This window comes from Stenotrophomonas sp. LGBM10, from assembly GCF_046736075.1.
Taxonomy (GTDB): Bacteria; Pseudomonadota; Gammaproteobacteria; order Xanthomonadales; family Xanthomonadaceae; genus Stenotrophomonas.
Window position 1 is genome coordinate 2,903,800 of record NZ_CP177163.1, and the last position, 18,059, is coordinate 2,921,858.

General features: G+C 65.1%; 15 protein-coding genes. 13 read left to right on the forward strand and 2 right to left on the reverse strand.

Features of this window, described 5'->3' with window-relative positions:
* The 5 genes from ACLB90_RS12485 to ACLB90_RS12505 all read left to right on the forward strand — a co-directional run bounded on the left by ACLB90_RS12485 (position 1) and on the right by ACLB90_RS12505 (position 5,424).
* On the forward strand, positions 1-1,038 hold the full coding sequence (locus ACLB90_RS12485) for a glycosyltransferase family 4 protein (RefSeq protein ID WP_411849801.1): 1,038 nt from the start codon (positions 1-3) through the stop codon (positions 1,036-1,038).
* Positions 1,035-2,072 carry a glycosyltransferase family 4 protein gene (locus ACLB90_RS12490; RefSeq protein ID WP_411849802.1) on the forward strand — a complete coding sequence of 346 codons (1,038 nt, stop codon included), beginning with the start codon at positions 1,035-1,037 and terminating at the stop codon, positions 2,070-2,072. Before ACLB90_RS12485 ends, ACLB90_RS12490 begins: the two co-directional genes overlap by 4 nt.
* On the forward strand, positions 2,069-3,364 hold the full coding sequence (locus ACLB90_RS12495; RefSeq protein ID WP_411849803.1) for a glycosyltransferase family 4 protein: 1,296 nt from the start codon (positions 2,069-2,071) through the stop codon (positions 3,362-3,364). The genes ACLB90_RS12490 and ACLB90_RS12495 overlap by 4 nt, the downstream gene beginning before the upstream one ends.
* Positions 3,365-3,410: 46 nt before the next feature.
* Positions 3,411-4,445, forward strand: a complete 1,035-nt coding sequence (gene gmd / locus ACLB90_RS12500) for a GDP-mannose 4,6-dehydratase (RefSeq protein WP_411849804.1) — start codon at positions 3,411-3,413, stop codon at positions 4,443-4,445.
* Between the two features lie 94 nt (positions 4,446-4,539).
* The gene (locus ACLB90_RS12505; protein ID WP_411849805.1) at positions 4,540-5,424 is read left to right on the forward strand and encodes an NAD-dependent epimerase/dehydratase family protein; all 885 of its coding nucleotides are present in this window, start codon (positions 4,540-4,542) and stop codon (positions 5,422-5,424) included.
* An 87-nt stretch (positions 5,425-5,511) separates the two neighbouring features.
* Here the strand turns inward: ACLB90_RS12505 and ACLB90_RS12510 are convergent, their stop codons facing one another.
* Positions 5,512-6,105: a hypothetical protein gene (locus ACLB90_RS12510; RefSeq protein ID WP_411849806.1), complete on the reverse strand. Its 594-nt coding sequence runs from the start codon at positions 6,103-6,105 to the stop codon at positions 5,512-5,514.
* A 498-nt stretch (positions 6,106-6,603) separates the two neighbouring features.
* On the opposite strand from ACLB90_RS12510, the gene ACLB90_RS12515 reads away from it, so the two are divergent.
* From ACLB90_RS12515 to ACLB90_RS12550, 8 genes are read left to right on the forward strand one after another with little or no spacing between them, the layout of a single operon-like run.
* Complete coding sequence (locus tag ACLB90_RS12515) at positions 6,604-9,030, forward strand: DUF7024 domain-containing protein (RefSeq protein ID WP_411849807.1); 2,427 nt, start codon at positions 6,604-6,606, stop codon at positions 9,028-9,030.
* Complete coding sequence (locus ACLB90_RS12520; RefSeq protein ID WP_411849808.1) at positions 9,027-10,331, forward strand: nucleotide sugar dehydrogenase; 1,305 nt, start codon at positions 9,027-9,029, stop codon at positions 10,329-10,331. Before ACLB90_RS12515 ends, ACLB90_RS12520 begins: the two co-directional genes overlap by 4 nt.
* A 3-nt stretch (positions 10,332-10,334) precedes the next feature.
* Positions 10,335-11,396, forward strand: a complete 1,062-nt coding sequence (locus tag ACLB90_RS12525; RefSeq protein ID WP_411849809.1) for a Gfo/Idh/MocA family protein — start codon at positions 10,335-10,337, stop codon at positions 11,394-11,396.
* A 1-nt stretch (position 11,397) separates the two neighbouring features.
* Complete coding sequence (locus ACLB90_RS12530) at positions 11,398-11,967, forward strand: acyltransferase (protein ID WP_411849810.1); 570 nt, start codon at positions 11,398-11,400, stop codon at positions 11,965-11,967.
* A 45-nt stretch (positions 11,968-12,012) separates the two neighbouring features.
* Entirely contained in the window at positions 12,013-13,122 is a 1,110-nt protein-coding gene (locus tag ACLB90_RS12535; protein ID WP_411849811.1) for a DegT/DnrJ/EryC1/StrS family aminotransferase, read from the forward strand.
* A 36-nt stretch (positions 13,123-13,158) separates the two neighbouring features.
* The gene (locus ACLB90_RS12540; RefSeq protein WP_411849812.1) at positions 13,159-14,166 is read left to right on the forward strand and encodes a glycosyltransferase family 2 protein; all 1,008 of its coding nucleotides are present in this window, start codon (positions 13,159-13,161) and stop codon (positions 14,164-14,166) included.
* Positions 14,163-15,461 carry an oligosaccharide flippase family protein gene (locus ACLB90_RS12545; RefSeq protein WP_411849813.1) on the forward strand — a complete coding sequence of 433 codons (1,299 nt, stop codon included), beginning with the start codon at positions 14,163-14,165 and terminating at the stop codon, positions 15,459-15,461. Before ACLB90_RS12540 ends, ACLB90_RS12545 begins: the two co-directional genes overlap by 4 nt.
* Positions 15,462-15,463: 2 nt before the next feature.
* On the forward strand, positions 15,464-17,494 hold the full coding sequence (locus tag ACLB90_RS12550) for a hypothetical protein (protein ID WP_411849814.1): 2,031 nt from the start codon (positions 15,464-15,466) through the stop codon (positions 17,492-17,494).
* A gap of 33 nt (positions 17,495-17,527) precedes the next feature.
* Here ACLB90_RS12550 and ACLB90_RS12555 read toward each other — a convergent pair whose 3' ends face one another.
* Positions 17,528-18,049: an acyltransferase gene (locus tag ACLB90_RS12555; protein WP_411849815.1), complete on the reverse strand. Its 522-nt coding sequence runs from the start codon at positions 18,047-18,049 to the stop codon at positions 17,528-17,530.
* Positions 18,050-18,059: the final 10 nt, after the last annotated feature.

Sequence of the window (18,059 nt, forward strand, 5' to 3'; positions counted from 1 at the left end):
TTGCGTATCGCCATCTGCTCCTCGTTCGTTCCCTTCGTCAACGGTGGAGCACGCTTCATCGTTGACTGGCTCGGAAGCCGACTGCGTGAACATGGGCATGAGGTCGAGATCATCTACCTGCCAATGGTGGAGACGCCCACCGACCTGCTGCAGCAGATGGCCGCGTACCGGATGATGGACCTGTCCGACTCGGTGGACCGGGTGATCACCACCCGGCCGCCGGCGCACCTGATCCAGCACCCCAAGAAGGTGGCGTGGTTCATCCACCATTTCCGCATGTACTACGACATGTGGGACACCTCCTACCGTGGCTTCCCCGACGACGCGCGCCATCGTGCGCTGCGCGGGGCGCTGGTGCGCGCCGATACCACGGCCCTGGCCGAATCGCATCGCCTGTTCACCAACTCGCAGGTGGTCGCCGACCGGGTCAAGCGCTACAACGGCCTGAACGCGGAGGTGCTGTATCCGCCGCTGTTCGACGTGTCGCACTTCCGCAACGACCAGCAGGGCGACGAGATCGTCTACATCTGCCGGATGGAACAGCACAAGCGCCAGCACCTGCTGCTCGAGGCGTTCAAGTACGTGACCACGCCGGTCAAGCTGCGCCTGTGCGGTACCAGCAGCGGGCCGGGCTACACCAACGGCCTGCGCGCGTTCATCGTGGCCGAAGGGCTGCAGGACCGCGTTGCCTGCGTGGACCGCTGGATCACCGAAGAAGAGAAGGCGCAGTGGCTGTCCACCGCGCTGGCGGCGGCGTACCTGCCTGAAGACGAGGATTCCTACGGGTATCCCTCGCTGGAGGCGGCGCAGTCGTCCAAGCCGGTCATCACCACCACCGATTCGGGCGGCGTGCTGGAGTTCGTCGAGCATGGCGTCAACGGCATGATCGCCGAGCCCGATCCGCGTGCGCTGGCCGAGGCGATCGATGCCCTGTGGCACGATCGCGAGCACACCCGCCGCATGGGCGAGGCGGCCAAGGCGCGCGTGCAGGAACTGAAGATCAATTGGGACCACGTGCTGGAGCGGTTGCTGTCATGAAGGTACTGGTCGTCAACAACATGGTCCCCGGCCTGCGCGGTGGCGCTGAAGAGCTGGCCGACCAGCTGGTGTTGAACCTGCGCAAGGCCGGGCACCAGTCCGAGCTGCTGCGCATTCCGTTCACCTGGCATCCGCCGGAACGCATCGTCGGCGAAATGCTGATGTGCCGCAGCATGCGCCTGATCAACGTCGATCGCGTGATCGCGATGAAGTTCCCCGCGTACCTGCTGCCCTTCGATGACAAGGTGTTCTGGCTGGCGCATCAGTACCGCCAGGCCTACGACATGTGGGACTCCGGGCACAGCAACATCCCCAATACGCCGGAAGGCCGGCAGATCCGCTCGGCGATCACCGAGGCCGACAACGATGCCTTCTCCCTCGGCCGCGGCGTCTATGCCGTCGGCCGCACGGTGCAGGATCGCCTGATGCACTACAACGGCATTCCGTCCGAGCTGCTGCGCGCGCCGTTGAACGATACCGAGCTGTTCACCGGTGGTGCCCACGGCGATTACATTTTCGCCGGTGGCCGCATCAACGCCGGCAAGCGCCAGCACCGCCTGATCGAAGCGATGGCGCTGACGAAGGCGCCGGTCAAGCTGGTGGTGGCCGGGCCGGCCGATACGCCGGAAGATGCCGAGCGCCTGCGCGCGCTGGTCGAGGCGCATGGCCTGCAGGGCCGGGTGAAGCTGGACTTCGGCTTCCATCCCCGCCAGACCATCGCCGACTACGTCAACGGTGCGCTGGCCTGCGCCTATCTGCCGATGGCCGAAGACTCCTTCGGCTACGTCACGATGGAAGCCTGCCAGGCACGCAAGGCCGTGATCACGGTGGACGATTCGGGCGACCTGACCGAGCTGGTGAAAGACGGCTACAACGGCTGGGTGTGCGCCGATGACACCGCGCAGATCGCTGCCGCGCTCACCCAGGCATTCGCCTCGCGCCCGGTCACGATCGAGCGCGGCGAGAACGCCCATGAAAGCTGGACCAGCCTGGACATCAACTGGGCCTCGACCGTGGAGAAGCTGACCCGATGAAACTGATCTGGGCGGGCCCCTACTGCGGTCCTTCGGCAATCGCGCGCTTCAGCAGCCACGTAGTGGCCGAGCTGCGCAACCGCGGCCATGACGTGGCCATCTACCGCACCGAGACCGGCGATGCCGCGCTCAACCCCGCGCTGCCCGATCCGGTCCTGCTGGCACCGGGCAGTGCGATGGAAGAAGAGTGGCTGCGCACGGCCGACCTGGTGTTCGCCAACATCGGCGATCACTACGGGTTCCACGGCGGCATCTTCGAGCTGGCACGCAAGCGTCCCTTCGTGGGCGTGATGCACGACTGGTTCGTGCTGAACCTGTTCTGGGATCGGCTCAAGATCGAAGGCCGGCCGCAGGATGCCCCGCGCATCATCCAGGGTTTCTACGGCCAGGAAGCCGGCGAGCTGTGTGCCGCCGCGACCGCCGAGACCATCATGAAGGTCGCGGCCGAGCACTTCCCGATGACCCAGTGGGCGGTCTCGGACCTGCTCGGCTGCATCATCCATTCCGAGTTCTACCGCGGCAAGGTGCAGGCACGTTGCCCGGGGCCGGTACACAAGCTGTCGCTTGCCTATCCCGCACCCGCCGTGCCGCAGGACCGTCGGTCCGCGGTCGACGACCGTTCCCGCCTGCGCCTGTGCACGCTGGGTGTGGTCAACCCGAACAAGTGCGTGGACAAGGTGATCCGCGCCATCGCGCGCGACCCGGAACTGGCGGCGCGCACCGAATACCACGTGCTGGGCGGCGTGGGCGATCAGGAGCGCCGGCGACTGGAAGCGGTCAGTGCCGAGGTCGGCTTCCTGGGCCTGGTCCTGGAAGGCCGTGTCACCGATGAACGTCTGGTCGAAGGCATGGCCGAAGCGGATGCGATCTGCTGCCTGCGCGATCCCGCCCTGGAAGGGGCCTCGGCCTCGGCCGTGGAGGGCATGCAGTCGGGCGTGCCGGTGATTGTCTCCAACGCCGGTTTCTATGCGGATCTTCCGGACGAGTACGTCCTCAAGGTGCCCCAGGGTGACTGCGAAGACGAACTGCTCGCACGCCTGCAGTACATCGACCGCCATCGCGCCGAAGGCCGCGAGATGGGGCAGCGCGCACGCGACTGGGCGCACGCCGAGTTCTCCGCGGAGCATTACGCCGCCGGGCTGGACGCCATCATCCCGGACTTCATCGAATGCGAGCCATACCTGCTGACCAGCAAGGCGCTGGGACGCGAGCTTGGCCGGATGGGCATTCCCGGCACAAGCCCCGCCGCGGGCAGGGTGGCAGACGCCCTCGACCGCATGTTTAGCCTGTGACCGTCGCGCCGACCTCACTTCACCTAGTTACCCAGGAATGAACACCATGAAATCTGCAGTTATTACCGGTATTTCCGGCCAGGACGGCGCTTACCTGGCGCAGCTGTTGCTTGAGAAGGGCTACAAGGTCTACGGCACCTACCGCCGGACCAGCTCGGTCAATTTCTGGCGCATCGAAGAGCTGGGCATCGAAAAGCACCCGAACCTGCACCTGGTCGAACACGACCTGCAGGACATCGGCTCCTCGATCCGTCTGCTCCAGGAAAGCCAGGCGACCGAGGTGTACAACCTGGCCGCCCAGAGCTTCGTCGGCGTGTCGTTCGACCAGCCGGTGCTGACCGCGCAGATCACCGCCCTGGGCGCGCTGAACCTGCTTGAGGCGATCCGCGCCGTCAATCCGAAGATCCGCTTCTACCAGGCGTCGACCTCGGAAATGTTCGGTCTGGTCCAGCAGGTTCCGCAGACCGAGCAGACCCAGTTCTACCCGCGCAGCCCGTACGGCGTGGCCAAGCTCTACGCGCACTGGATGACGGTCAACTACCGCGAGTCGTACGACATGTTCGCGTCCAGCGGCATCCTGTTCAACCACGAATCGCCGCTGCGCGGCCGCGAGTTCGTGACCCGCAAGATCACCGACTCGGTGGCCAAGATCAAGCTGGGCAAGCTGGACGTGCTGGAACTGGGCAACCTGGATGCCAAGCGTGACTGGGGCTTCGCCAAGGAATACGTCGAAGGCATGTGGCGCATCCTGCAGGCCGACAAGCCGGAAACCTACGTGCTGGCGACCAACCGCACCGAGACCGTGCGCGATTTCGTCACGATGGCCTTCAAGGCCGTGGACATCGCCATCGAATGGGCCGGTTCCGGCCTGGACGAGACCGGTACCTGCAAGGCATCGGGCAAGGTGCTGGTGCGGATCAACCCGAAGTTCCACCGTCCGGCCGAAGTGGATCTGCTGATCGGCAACCCGGAAAAGGCCCGCCGCGAGCTGGGCTGGGAGCCGACCACCACGCTGGAAGAGCTGTGCGAGATGATGGTCAAGGCCGATCTCCGCCGCAACGAGAACAACACATCCTTCTGAGGATGTACACGGCAGGCAGTGTGACTTCACCGGCCACACTGCCACGCCGGCCTCCAGAGTTCGCCGGTCACCGTTGCGCAGAGGTAGCGAACAGATGAGTCCAACTGCACTGGTCACCGGGATCGAAGGATTTACCGGGCCCTATATGGCCGCCGAACTGGCGCGCCTGGGCTACGTGGTGCATGGCTTGTCGCGGGCGGGTACCCCCAATGCCACCACCACCATCGTGGATCTGCTTGATCGCGACGGCCTCGGCGAGGCGATCCAGCGGATCCGCCCTGACGTGGTGGTGCATCTGGCGGGCATCTCGCACGTTGCCCACCGCGACGTGTCGGCGATCTACCAGGCCAACATCGTGGGCACACGCAATCTGCTGGATGCCCTGGCCGACCTTCCTGATACGCCGTCGGCCGTACTGGTCGCCAGCAGTGCCCATGTGTATGGGCCCTCGTCCCACGAGCGGCTCACCGAGCTGTCGCCGATGCGCCCGTTCAACGACTATGCCGTCAGCAAGGTCGCGACCGAGCACGTGGCCCATCTCTATGCCGACCGGCTGCCCATCGTGATCACCCGGCCGTTCAACTACACCGGCATCGGCCAGTCGAACGCCTTCTTCGTGCCCAAGGTGGTGGATCACGCCCGCCGGGGCGAGCACAGGCTGCGCCTGGGCAACCTGGACGTCGAGCGCGATTTCACCGACGTCCGCGATCTGGTGCGCAGCTATGGGCTGTTGATCGCCCGCGGCCTGCGTGGCGAGACCGTCAATGTCTGTAGTGGCAGCAGCGTCACGCTGCGGACGGTGATCGACATCGTCAGCGAACTGTCCGGCATCACCTTCGAGATCGAGAGTGACGTCGAGCTGGTGCGCAACAACGAGGTCAACCGCCTGGCCGGCAGCAATGACCGGCTGCAGGCGTTGACCGGCGGCATGGCGTTCCGGCCGCTGCGCGAAACCGTGAAATGGATGCTGGATGCCTGAGCGGGCGATGTCCGTCAGGTCCCAATGAAAAGCCCCGGCGAGCAACGCTCGCCGGGGCTTTTTTTTCAAGCGTTCAGCGCGTCGCAGTTACTGCGCGGCGATCGCCTTGCCTTCCGCGTCGCAGACCGACTTGCCATCGGCGCAGCGGGCGAACGGACCCACCACGACCACCGGCTGCTGGAAGTTGAAGCCGAACCATGCCACGCCTTCCTGGACCAGCTCGAACTGGACCTTGTTGCCGACGGCGAAGGCGCCCGGAACGACGGCGGTGACTTCGGTTTCGCCGTTGGGCTGCACGTCGGCCGCCAGCGGTGCGCGCGCTTCCTGACCACGGGTCGGGTCGGCCGTGCCGGCCGCCGGGGCCAGCAGCTGCACCACACCGACGGTCACCGGATTGGCGCCGGCCGCCGGCCAGGCAGCGGTGCCCTTGTTGCTGATCTTCAGCTTGAAGGTCAGGGTGTCTTCGGCAGCGTTGTACGCGGTGGTACCCACCTGCTCGATGTTGCTCGACACCTGTTCCTTGGTCAGGTGACCGGCCGCCTGTTCGGGGGCTGCCTGCTCCTGCGCAGCGGGGGCTTCCTTCGCCGCCGCAGGGGTTTCACTTTCATTGGAGCAGGCCGTCAGCATCAGCGACGAGGCGAAAATCAGGGGCAGCGCGATCTTTTGGATGTTGGTGTTCATGGGGTGCTCTAGGAGCTGGGTTGTTGGGGTCGACCGACGCGCTTCCAGCGTATCGGCAGGATCATGGGTGAAAGCGTGCAACTTCGGAATGATAACCCCCGGCCGCCCCGAACACCACGGCGCGGCCGGCGGCCGGGGCCCCGGCGGGGCAGGCCATTGACCCCGGTCGGCCCGCCAGGCCCACCGGGAGCCGGGGATGTGCGCGCCTTTGCGGCCTTCGCAGATGCCTTAAACTACAACCGACTGTCGGTTTATCCAGTCGGCCCCTGTAAGATTGACCGCTTTCCGGAGGTCGCCAGGACGGCGCGGGTCGCCCTGCTCGTCGACCCCCGGTCCGTCGGTTCCCAAGAACCCGCGGGACCATGACACATGCCGCAATCTGGACGCGGCCCAGCCTTGCTGAACGGAGAGAAGTTACATATGGCGGTATCAGGCAGTCCCCACGCGGTGGGCCGGGTGGGGGAGGAGAACCAGGATTCCCGGATTTCTCCCTATTCGTTGACGGTCCTCTGGGTATCGCTGGCAAGCGTCCTTGCGATTGCACTGATCTGCCTGCGCAGGTTCGATGTGCCGCTGCTGTTGCTGTTGGCCACGTTGGGGACGGCCGCCACGCTGGGGGTGTTCCGCGTGCGCATCCGCTGGGCGCTGCCCAAGCTGGGCATCGGCTTCGTGGCGATCGCCGCACTGGCGCTGTTCCTCCGTTCGGACCTGGACCCGCACCTGAAGGGCGGCCAGGACCAGGGCCTGTACACCAACATGTCGGCCCAGCTGCTGCGTGCCAAGGCGCTGGACTACACCGATGACTTCCGCGCCTCGCTGACCGGTGAAGAGCTGCGCATGTACGACAGCGCGCCGATGGCCGCGGTCGACCTTGTGGACCCGGTGCGCTCGCGCTATTCGGTGGCCTTCTATCCGTTGCACCCGGCCTGGATGGCGATGTCCACCTGGGCATTCGGGCAGAACTATCACACCGTCTCGCTGCTGCTGTTCGCTGCGCTGGGCATTGCCGGTGGCTACTACCTCGCCCTGCTCCTGTTCGGCAGTCGCCGCGCGGCGGGGCTGGCGGCGGCATTCCTGGCGCTCAATCCCGCGCTGGTGTTCTTCGCCAAGTTCCCGGTCACCGAGATGGTGGCATTCGCGTTCACGGTGAACGGCTTCCTGTTCTTTGCCAAGGCCTGCTATGAAGCCGCACGGGGCCGCCGCTGGCTGTACCTGCTGATTGCGATCCTGTGCTTCAACGGGTTGTTCTACACCCGCATGCAGTTCTTCCTGTACATCCCGTTCATGGGCCTGCTGTTCGCCTATGCGCTGGTTGCCATCCGCCAGCCGTGGCACCGCCGCGTGGTGATGATGGTGTTCCCGGCATCGCTGGTGATCACCTTCCTGGTGAGCATGGCGTTCTACCGCTACTACCAGCCGATCCTGTACGAAGGGATCGTCGACGGTCACCTGGACAAGCTGAAGAAGCTCGCCTCGCTGGTCGCCATCGGCCTGGGCCTGGTCGTGCTGGGCCTGCTCGCCTACGTGGTCGCGCGACGCCGCACCCTGGCCGTGCTGGAGCGGATCAACGACCAGATCCTGCGCTGGTCCGGCCAGGTCACGTGGCTGCTGCCGCTGGCGCTGCTGGCGTCGGTGCCGAGCATCATCGCCCTGTACAAGACCGGTTCGCTGGCCCCGTTCCCGTGGACCGTGCCGGTCGGCACCGATCCCTTCCTGATCCGCTATCACGCCATCTACCGCCTGGCCCAGATGATGTCTCCGCTGGGCGTGGCGCTGCTGATGCTGCTGCCGGCGTTCCGCATCCAGTGGTCCGGCGCGGCCAAGTTCGGCCTGCTGTTCCTGGTGCTGATCTGGGCGGCCGTGCTGGCCCAGCCCGCCATTCCGTACCTGTATTACTACGGCCGCTACCTGGCCGGTGAAATGCTGCCGTACTCGCTGATCCTCACCGCCGGCGTGATCGCCTACCTGTGGGACGGCCGCTGGCGGCGCCTGGGCATCGCGATCGCGGCCTTCCAGTGCCTGTTCTTCCTGGTCTTCTCCGCCGCGCAGTACAACCGCGACGAAGGCGAAGATCCGCGCTTCTATGAGCGCGTGGCCGAGCTGGTCAGCCCCAACGACATCATCATCGCCTCCGGCCTGGATGATGCCCAGCTGGTGGGCCTGCGCGTCACCTACAACCTGAACGTGTTCTCCATCACCGGCCGTGGCGGCGTCCCGCTGCCGTTCGACACCGGTACGTGGCAGCGTCTGGAGGCCAACGCCCATCAGAAGGGCGGGCGTCTGTACCTGCTGACCAACCAGCAGCCGGCCGCGCTGCAGGACCAGCTGGTCGAGCGCATTCCGTTCCGTCTGGGTTACATGACCAACGGCGAGCATGCCCAGGGCGGGGAGATGTTCCATCCCGGTTCGCGTGCCCGCCTGGTGCTGCCGGTGCGTTACCAGAAGGCCGAGGTGGACATCAACCTGTACCGGGTCGATACCAAGACCTTCGACCGCGTAGCCAATGCGAGCTGCGTGGACGAACTGGGCCTGGCTACCGATGGCGCCATCCTGGTCAAGGGCCTGCACGGATTCAGCAGTCCCGAGTCGCATGGCCGCTGGACCAACGGCAAGCGTGCGAGCTACACCTGCATGCTGCCCGAGGGCCACTCCGCAGCCACCGTCGAGATCCAGGCCACCGCCTACCTGCCGAACGGACGCAAGCAGCGCGTCGGTGTGTCGGTCAATGGTGGCGCACCCCAGCAGTTCGAGTTCGCACCGGGTGCCGACACCCAGCGGCTCCAGATTCCGGTGGGCAACGCCGATACGCGGTCGCTGACCGTGGACTTCGACCTGCCCGACGCCATTTCGCCCCAGCAGGCACAGAGTGCGGCCGACGCGCGTGTGCTTGGCATCAGCATCAGTGAAATCGAGATCAAAGAATGAACAAGCAACTCATTGAACGCCTGCAATCCAAGACGGCCACCATCGGCATCGTCGGGCTGGGCTACGTAGGCCTGCCGCTGCTGCTGCGCTATAGCGAGGTCGGCTACAAGGTGGTCGGCTTCGACATCGATCCGTCCAAGATCGAGATGCTGGCCTCCGGCCGCAGCTACATCGAACACATCGCCTCGGCCGACATCGCCAAGGCGTTCTCCAATGGCGCCGAGGCGACCAGCGACTACGCACGCGCCAAGGACGTGGACGCCCTGATCATCTGCGTGCCCACGCCGCTGACCAAGTTCCGCGAGCCGGACCTGAGCTTCGTGGTCGGCACCGTGGATGCGCTGCTGCCGCATCTGCGCGCGGGCCAGATCATGTCGCTGGAGAGCACCACCTACCCGGGCACCACCGATGAAGAGCTGAAGCCGCGCGTGGAATCGCAGGGCTTCACCGTCGGCGAAGACTACTTCGTGGTGTTCTCGCCCGAGCGCGAAGATCCGGGCAACCCGAACTTCAGCACCCGCTCCATCCCGAAGGTCTGCGGCGGCGTGACCGCGCCCTGCCTCGAGGTTGGCCTGGCGCTGTACGGCCAGGTGATCGATCGCGTGGTTCCGGTCAGCTCGGCACGCGCCGCGGAAATGACCAAGCTGCTGGAGAACATCCACCGCGCCGTCAACATCGGCCTGGTCAACGAAATGAAGGTGGCCGCCGATCGCATGGGGATCGACATCCATGAGGTGATCCGTGCCGCGGCAACCAAGCCGTTCGGCTTCGTCGCCTACTACCCGGGTCCCGGCCTGGGCGGTCACTGCATCCCGATCGACCCGTTCTACCTGACCTGGAAGGCGCGCGAGTACGGCGTGCACACCCGTTTCATCGAACTGGCCGGCGAGATCAACTCGTCGATGCCCGACTACGTGATCTCCAAGACCTCGTTGGCGCTCAACCTGCGCCGCAAGTCGATCAACGGCAGCCGCGTGCTGGTGCTGGGCATCGCCTACAAGAAGAACGTGGACGACATGCGCGAATCGCCGTCGGTCGCACTGATGGAGAAGCTGCGTGACCTCGGCGCGGACGTGTCCTACAGCGATCCGCACATCCCGGTGTTCCCGAAGATGCGCGAACACCAGTTCGATCTGTCCAGCGTCGAGATCACCGCAGACGTTCTGAAGAGCTACGACTGCGTGCTGCTGGCGACCGACCACGACAAGTTCGACTACGCGCTGATCAAGCAGCACGCATCGGTGCTGGTCGACTCCCGTGGCCGCTTCCTCGAAAGCGCCGACAACATCGTAAAGGCCTGAATCATGCGCGTATTCACCCCGCCTGTGCTCGACAGGAAGATCCGTTTCGCTCTGGTTGGCTGCGGTCGCATCGCCCAGTCCCACATCAACGCCATGCGCCAGCACGCTGACCGCATCGAGCTGACCGACGTCTGTGACGTTGATCCGGTGGCGTTGCAGAAGGCTGTCGAAGACACCGGCGCCATCGGCCACCGCAAGCTGAGCGACATGCTGGCCAGCACCACCGCCGACATCATCGTGCTGACCACGCCCAGTGGCCTGCACCCGGAGCAGGCGGTGGAAATCGCTGCCGCCGGCAAGCACGTGATGACCGAGAAGCCGATGGCCACGCGTCTGCAGGACGGCGTGCGCATGGTCAAGGCCTGCGACGAAGCCGGCGTGCGCCTGTTCGTGGTCAAGCAGAACCGCCGCAACGCCACCCTGCAGCTGCTCAAGCGCGCGATGGAGAAGCGTCGTTTCGGCCGCCTGTACATGATCAACATCAACGTGTTCTGGACCCGTCCGCAGTCGTACTACGACAGCGCCGCGTGGCGCGGTACGTGGGAGTTCGACGGCGGTGCCTTCATGAACCAGGCCAGCCACTACGTGGATCTGCTGGAATGGCTGGGCGGCCCGCTGGAAAGCGTGCAGGCCTACACCGCGACGCTGGCCCGCAACATCGAGGTCGAGGATTCGGGCGTGATCGGGCTGCGCTGGCGCTCCGGTGCGCTGGGTTCGGTCAACGTGACCATGCTGACCTATCCGCAGAACCTGGAAGGCAGCATCACCATCATCGGCGAGAAGGGCACCGTCCGCATCGGTGGCGTGGCCGTCAACGAGATCCAGCAGTGGCAGTTCGCCGAGTCCGATCCGGACGATGAAGCGGTGGCCACCGCCAGCTACGAGACCACCTCGGTGTACGGCTTCGGCCACCCGCTGTACTACGACAACGTGATCCAGGTGCTGCGCGGCGAAGCCGAGCCGGAAACCGACGGCCGCGAAGGCCTGAAGTCGCTGGAAGTCCTGATCGCAGCCTACATGTCCGCGCGCGATGGCAAGCGGGTCGCGCTGCCGCTGGAGTACTGATATGGCCCTGTTCATCCATCCGACCGCGATTGTCGACGACGGTGCACGCATCGGCGACGACAGCCGCGTCTGGCATTGGGCGCACATCTCGGGCGGCGCGCAGATCGGTACCGGCTGTTCGTTCGGTCAGAACGTCTACGTCGGCAACGACGTGGTGATCGGCAACAACGTCAAGATCCAGAACAACGTGTCGGTGTACGACGCGGTGCGCCTGGAAGACGACGTGTTCTGCGGTCCCAGCATGGTGTTCACCAACGTCTACAATCCGCGTTCGGCGGTGAACCGCAAGGCCGAGTACCGGCAGACGCTGGTACGCAAGGGCGCCACGCTGGGCGCCAACTGCACGATCGTCTGCGGCGTCACGGTGGGCGAGCATGCATTCGTCGGTGCCGGCGCCGTGGTCAACCGCGATGTCGCCCCGTTCGCGCTGATGGTCGGGGTTCCGGCCCGTCGCGCGGGCTGGATGTGCCTGTGCGGCGAGCGGTTGCCGGGTGCGGGCACGGTGACGTGCGCGCACTGCGACCGTCGTTACCAGATCGACGACGCATCCTGCGCGCTGCTCGCTGCCTGAGCACGGCCGCGCGGCTGCCTGAGCCGGTATTTATCTAGGAGTGACATGGAAATTCAGTTTATCGACCTGGCCGCGCAGTACCGCGCCCTGAAGCAGGATGTGGATGCGCGCATCGCCAAGGTGCTCGAACACGGGCGCTACATCATGGGGCCCGAAGTGCGTGAGATGGAGCAGGCCCTCGAGGCCCGCACCGGTGCGCCGCACTGCATCTCGGTGGCGTCGGGTACCGAAGCGCTGCTGATCGCGCTGATGGCGATCGGCGTCACCGCGGGCGACGAGGTCATCACCACGTCGTTCACCTTCGTGGCGACCGCGGAAGTGATCGCGCTGCTCGGCGCGGTGCCGGTGTTCGTGGATGTCGAGCCAGACACCTGCAACATCGATGCCAGCCTGATCGAAGCGGCGATCACCCCGCGCACCAAGGCGATCATCCCGGTCTCGCTGTACGGGCAGGTCGCCGACATGGATGCGATCAATGCAATCGCCGCGCGTCATCCCGGCATCACCGTGATCGAAGATGCGGCGCAGAGCTTCGGTGCGACGTACCGTGGCAAGGCAAGCTGCAACGTGTCGCGCATCGCCTGCACCAGCTTCTTCCCGAGCAAGCCGCTGGGCTGCTATGGCGATGGCGGTGCGATCTTCACCGATGACGCCGCGCTGGCCAAGGCGATGGCCGAGATCCGCGTGCATGGCCAGGAACGCCGCTACTACCACACCCGCGTGGGTGTGGGCGGGCGCATGGATACCCTGCAGTGCGCGATCGTGCTGGCCAAGCTGGGCCGTTTCGACTTCGAGTGCGAGCGTCGCCAGGTGGTTGCCGGGCGTTACCTGGAGGCGCTGGCTGGCCTGCCGGGCATCGCGCTGCCGACCCTGCGTGAGGGCAACAGCTCGGTCTGGGGCCAGTTCACCGTCCAGGTCGACGATCGCGCCAAGGTGGTCGAGCGCCTCACCGCCGCCAACGTGCCGACCGCCGTGCATTACCCGGTGCCGCTGCATCAGCAGCCGGCCTACCGCGACCGCTGCCGCATCGCGTCCTCGCTGGCGCATTCGGAGCGGGTGGCGCAGCGCGTCATGAGCCTGCCGATGTCCGCCGACCTCGATGAAGCGCAGCAGGACTACATCATCGAGCAGCTGCGCGCAGCCCTCCGCGACTGATCCCGACCACCGCCCCTTTTTCTGCGAGACCCGCGTATGTATCAGAACAACCGTATCAGTGTCGTGGTGCCGGCACACAATGAAGAGACGCAGATCAAGCGCGTCATCGACACCATGCCTGACTATGTCGACTACATCGTCATCGTCAACGACACCAGTACGGACCGTACCTCCGACGTGGTCCGTGCCACGCCGGAGTACGCCAGCGGGCGCGTCGTGCTGATCGAGCACGAAGTGAACCAGGGTGTCGGCGGCGCGATCGCGACCGGCTACAAGTGGAGCCGCGACAACGGCATCGACGTGTCCGTGGTGATGGCCGGCGACGGCCAGATGAACCCGCTGGACATGCCGGCCATCCTGGCCCCGGTGATCAATGACGTCGCCGACTACTCCAAGGGCAACCGCCTGGTCACCGGCGAAGCCTTCAAGCGCATTCCGAAGATCCGCTTCTTCGGCAACTCGGCGCTGTCGCTGCTGACCAAGATCGCCTCCGGCTACTGGGGCGTGGCCGACTCGCAGACCGGCTACACGGCGATCAATGCCAAGGCGCTGGCCGCGATCGACTGGGACCACATGTACAAGCGTTATGGCCAGCCGAACGATCTGCTGGTGCGGTTGAACATCGCCGAGATGCGCGTGGTGGACGTGCCGGTCGAGCCGGTCTACAACGTGGGCGAGAAGTCCGGCATCCGCGTGCGCAAGGTGCTCTTCAGCATCGGCTGGCTGATCGTGCGCCTGTTCTTCTTCCGCCTGAAGGAGAAGTACATCATCCGCGACTTCCATCCGCTGGTGTTCTTCTATGCCTTCGGTGGCGCCACGGCGCTGGTCGGCCTGCTGTTCCTGGTGCGCACGATCCTGCTGTGGTTGGCGCAGGGGAGCATGCCGGAAATGTCGTTCCTGGTGACGCTGTTCTCCTTCAGCATCTCCTTCAACGCGATCGGCTTCGCGTTCTGGTTCGACTACCAGGCCAACCGTCACCTCAACCCGCCGATCACCCATCGTGACGTGACCCACCGCCAGGCTCCGGATCCGCTCGACCCGTGAGCATCTCTCCGCCTGCCTTGCTGAAGACCCTCGCGAGCAATCTGTCCTGGACAGCCGCGAGTCTGGTGATCCTGGCTGTCAGCGGGATCGCCATCAACCTGATGATCGCCGGCTTCCGTAGTGCCAGCGATCTGGGTGTCTTCAACCAGGCATACGCGGTGTACGTGGTGGCGTCGCAGCTCACCGTGTTCGGGATCCACAACTCGATCATGCGCAACGCCGCCCATTACAGCGGCGATGCGGAGGAAGGGCGCAGTCTGGCCGGCAGCGGCCTGCTGCTCTCGGCCATCACCGGCGTGATCGGCGCCGGCCTGCTGATGCTGGCCGCGCCGGCGCTGGGCACGTGGTTCGACAGCCCCAGCACCGCCCTGGGCGTGCGCAATGTGGCTTACGGGCTGCTGCTGTTCCCGTTGAGCAAGACCCTGCTGGGCCTGCTCAACGGCCTGCAGATGATGAAGGCGTTCGCGGTGCTGCAGTCGCTGCGCTACCTGGTGGTGATGGCGTGGGTGGCGGCGGTCTCGATGACCTCGGCCACCATCGACAAGGTGCTGTACTGCTTCCTGGTGGCCGAGGTGGTCACCACCGTGGCCGCGCTGGGCTTCCTGTGGTCGCGCAGGATGCTGCAGCGCATGCGGGTGCGGCGCGTCTGGATCGGCCGGCACGCCAGCTTCGGTGCGCGGAGCCTGCTGTCCAACACGTTCGTCGAGTTGAACTCGCGCGTGGATGTCATCCTGATCGGCTTCTTCCTGTCCGACCGCGCGGCCGGCATCTACAGTTTCGGCGCCATCCTGATCGATGGGCTTTACCAGGTCTGGCACCTGATCCGGGTCAACCTGAATCCGATCCTGGTGAACGCCAGCCGTGACCGCGACTGGTCAACCTGTCGCATGCTGCTCAACAAGGCACTACGCTATCTGTACCCGCTGGCGGTACTGCTCGCCCTGGGCGTGATCTTCGCCTACTGGCTGACCATCACCTATGTGATGAGCGGCAAGGGGCTGGAAGAGGGCATGTTGCCGCTGATCATCCTGCTCGTCGGGCTGACTGCGGTGGCGCCCTTCATTCCCTTCGACCAGTTGCCATTGCTGGGCGGATACCCGGGCCTGCAGACCCTGCAGCAGCTGTCGGTGGTGATCGTGAATGCGATCCTGAATGTTATATTCATCCCGTATTTGGGGATCGAGGGTGCTGCGCTTGGAACGGCGCTGAGCTATGTGTTCGGTGTGTTCGTGCTGATGCTGATGGTGCGGCGCCTGTACTCCTGGAATCTAATTACAAATCGTATCGAGGCATAAACATGTGCGGAATTTTCGGTCTGGTGCTCCGCAAGGATGCCGCTTTCTCCCACTCCAGACTGCAGTCGACGCTTTCTGAACTGTTCAAGCTGTCCGAGACGCGCGGCAAGGAATCGTCGGGCATCCATGCCTACATTCCCGACCTGCGCGCATCGTGGGGGCTGAAGTCGGCCGACCGCGCGACCGACCTGATGAAGTCGCCGGAATACGCGTCGATCATGCAGGCGCTCGCCGCCGCGTTCGACGCCGAGAAGGTGGGCGCATCGCTGGCCGTGATCGCGCACTCGCGCCTGGTCACCAACGGCAGCGCGGCGCTGCCGCAGAACAACCAGCCGGTCAGCCGTGATGGCGTGACCCTCATCCACAACGGCATCGTCGTCAACGTGGACGAGCTGTGGGCCACCCATCCGGACCTGCAGCGCCACGCCGAAGTGGACACCGAGTTCATGGGCGCCTTCCTGGCCCAGCACGGCGGCGCCACCGCGCCGGCCAAGGCCACCGCCGATGTCTTCGCCCTGCTCAAGGGTGCGGCGTCGATCGCCTGGGTGCACGGCCAGACCGATCGCCTGGTGCTGGCGACCAACACCGGCGACCTGTACTTCCACCTGGACGAGCGCCAGGGCGTGCTGGTGTTCGCCTCCGAGCAGTACATCCTGGACAACGTGGTCAAGCACATCCACGGTGAGGCTGCGGTTCCCGGCGTGCGCTGGCTTGAGCCGCAGCATGCCCTGGGCGTGGGCATCAACAGCCTGGACCCGGTGGCGTTTCGCCTCGACGAGGCCACCCCGCCCACGGCCGACGCCGCGGTGCAGGTGTACCCGACGCCGGTGAATGCCCACCAGGCTGCGCCGACCCGTCCGGCGGCGCCGGTGGTGGCCACCCGCAGCGCCGACTTCTCGCTGTTGCGCTACAACGAAGAGAACCTCAAGAAGCTGCGCCGCTGCACGCGCTGCATCCTGCCGGAAACCTTCCCGTTCATCGCCTTCGATGGCGAGGGCGTGTGCAACTACTGCCGTTCGTACAAGCCGCGCTATGCGGGCATGCACCCGGTAAAGACCAAGCACGACTTCATCGAGTCGCTGGCCGGCTACCGCCGCCGCAATGGCCGTCCGGACGTGCTGGTGCCCTTCAGCGGTGGCCGCGACAGCAGCTACGGTCTGCACCTGATCAAGCACGAGTTCGGCCTCAACCCGATCACCTTCACCTACGACTGGGGCATGGTCACCGACCTGGCCCGCCGCAACGTGGCCCGCATGTGCGGCCAGCTCGGCGTGCAGAACATCCTGGTCTCGGCGGACATCAAGCAGAAGCGCGAGAACGTGCGCAAGAACGTGGCGGCCTGGCTGAAGAAGCCGGACCTGGGCATGGTTCCGCTGTTCATGGCCGGTGACAAGCACTTCTTCCGCATCGTCAACCAGCTCAAGCGCCAGACCGGCATTTCGCTGGACCTGTGGAGCGCCAACCCGCTGGAGAACACCGACTTCAAGTCGGGTTTCTGCGGCGTCAGCCCGGACTTCGACAAGAGCCGCGTCGACTACCTGTCGATGAGCCGCAAGCTGCATCTGGCCGCGTACTACGGCAGCCGCTTCCTGACCAACCCGGGCTACATCAACACCTCGCTGCTGGACACGATGGGCGCGTTCCTCGCCTATTACGTCGAACCGCGCCGTGACTTCTACTTCATCTTCGATCACATGATCTGGGAAGAAAACGAAGTCAACGACGTGCTGCTCAACCAGTACGACTGGGAGCTGGCACCCGACACCGACAGCACCTGGCGCATCGGCGACGGCACCGCGCCGTTCTACAACTACATCTACATGACCGCGCGCGGGTTCTCGGAGTTCGATACCTTCCGCAGCAACCAGATCCGCGAAGGGATGATGACCCGCCAGGAAGCGATCTCGGCGGTCTACACCGAGAACCGTCCGCGTCCGCAGTCGATCAAGTGGTACCTCGATACCATCGGCATCGACTTCGACAGCGCGATCCGCCGCATCAACGAAATGGATGTCATGGGCCTGCACCGCTGATCTCCAGCGGCTGCAGACCGGTCGGCTACCGCATCAGTTGCGGTAGCCGATCACACGGGCGGGATTGCCCACCACCACGGCCCAGTCTTCAACGTCCTTGGTGACCACACAGCAGGCGCCGATCACCGCACCGGTACCGATCCGGCTGACCGACGGCAGGATCACGGCACGCGCGCCCAGCCAGGCATCGTCGCCGATGGTCAGGCCGCTGAAATCCACCGGCTGCTCCTTCTTGAGCGCGCGGGTCTTGATGCGATGGCCATGCGTGGCAATGAACACGCCTTCGGAAATCCAGACGTCATTGCCGATCGTGAGCCCACCGGAATAATCCAGTTCGCAGTCGTGTTCCACGCCGACGTTGCGGCCCATGCTGAAGTGGGCGTGCCGGGTGCTGTGCGGCGACACCAGCATGGCCCGGTAGGACACATACGAGTTGGCGCCGATGTCGAAGAAGCGGCGCAGCACGAACATCTTGCACTGCACCAGCCCCGGCGCGTCGAACAGGAAGGAACCCAGCATGTGCTGGACAAAGCGTCGTACGTATTCCTTCAGCATTGCATGCCTC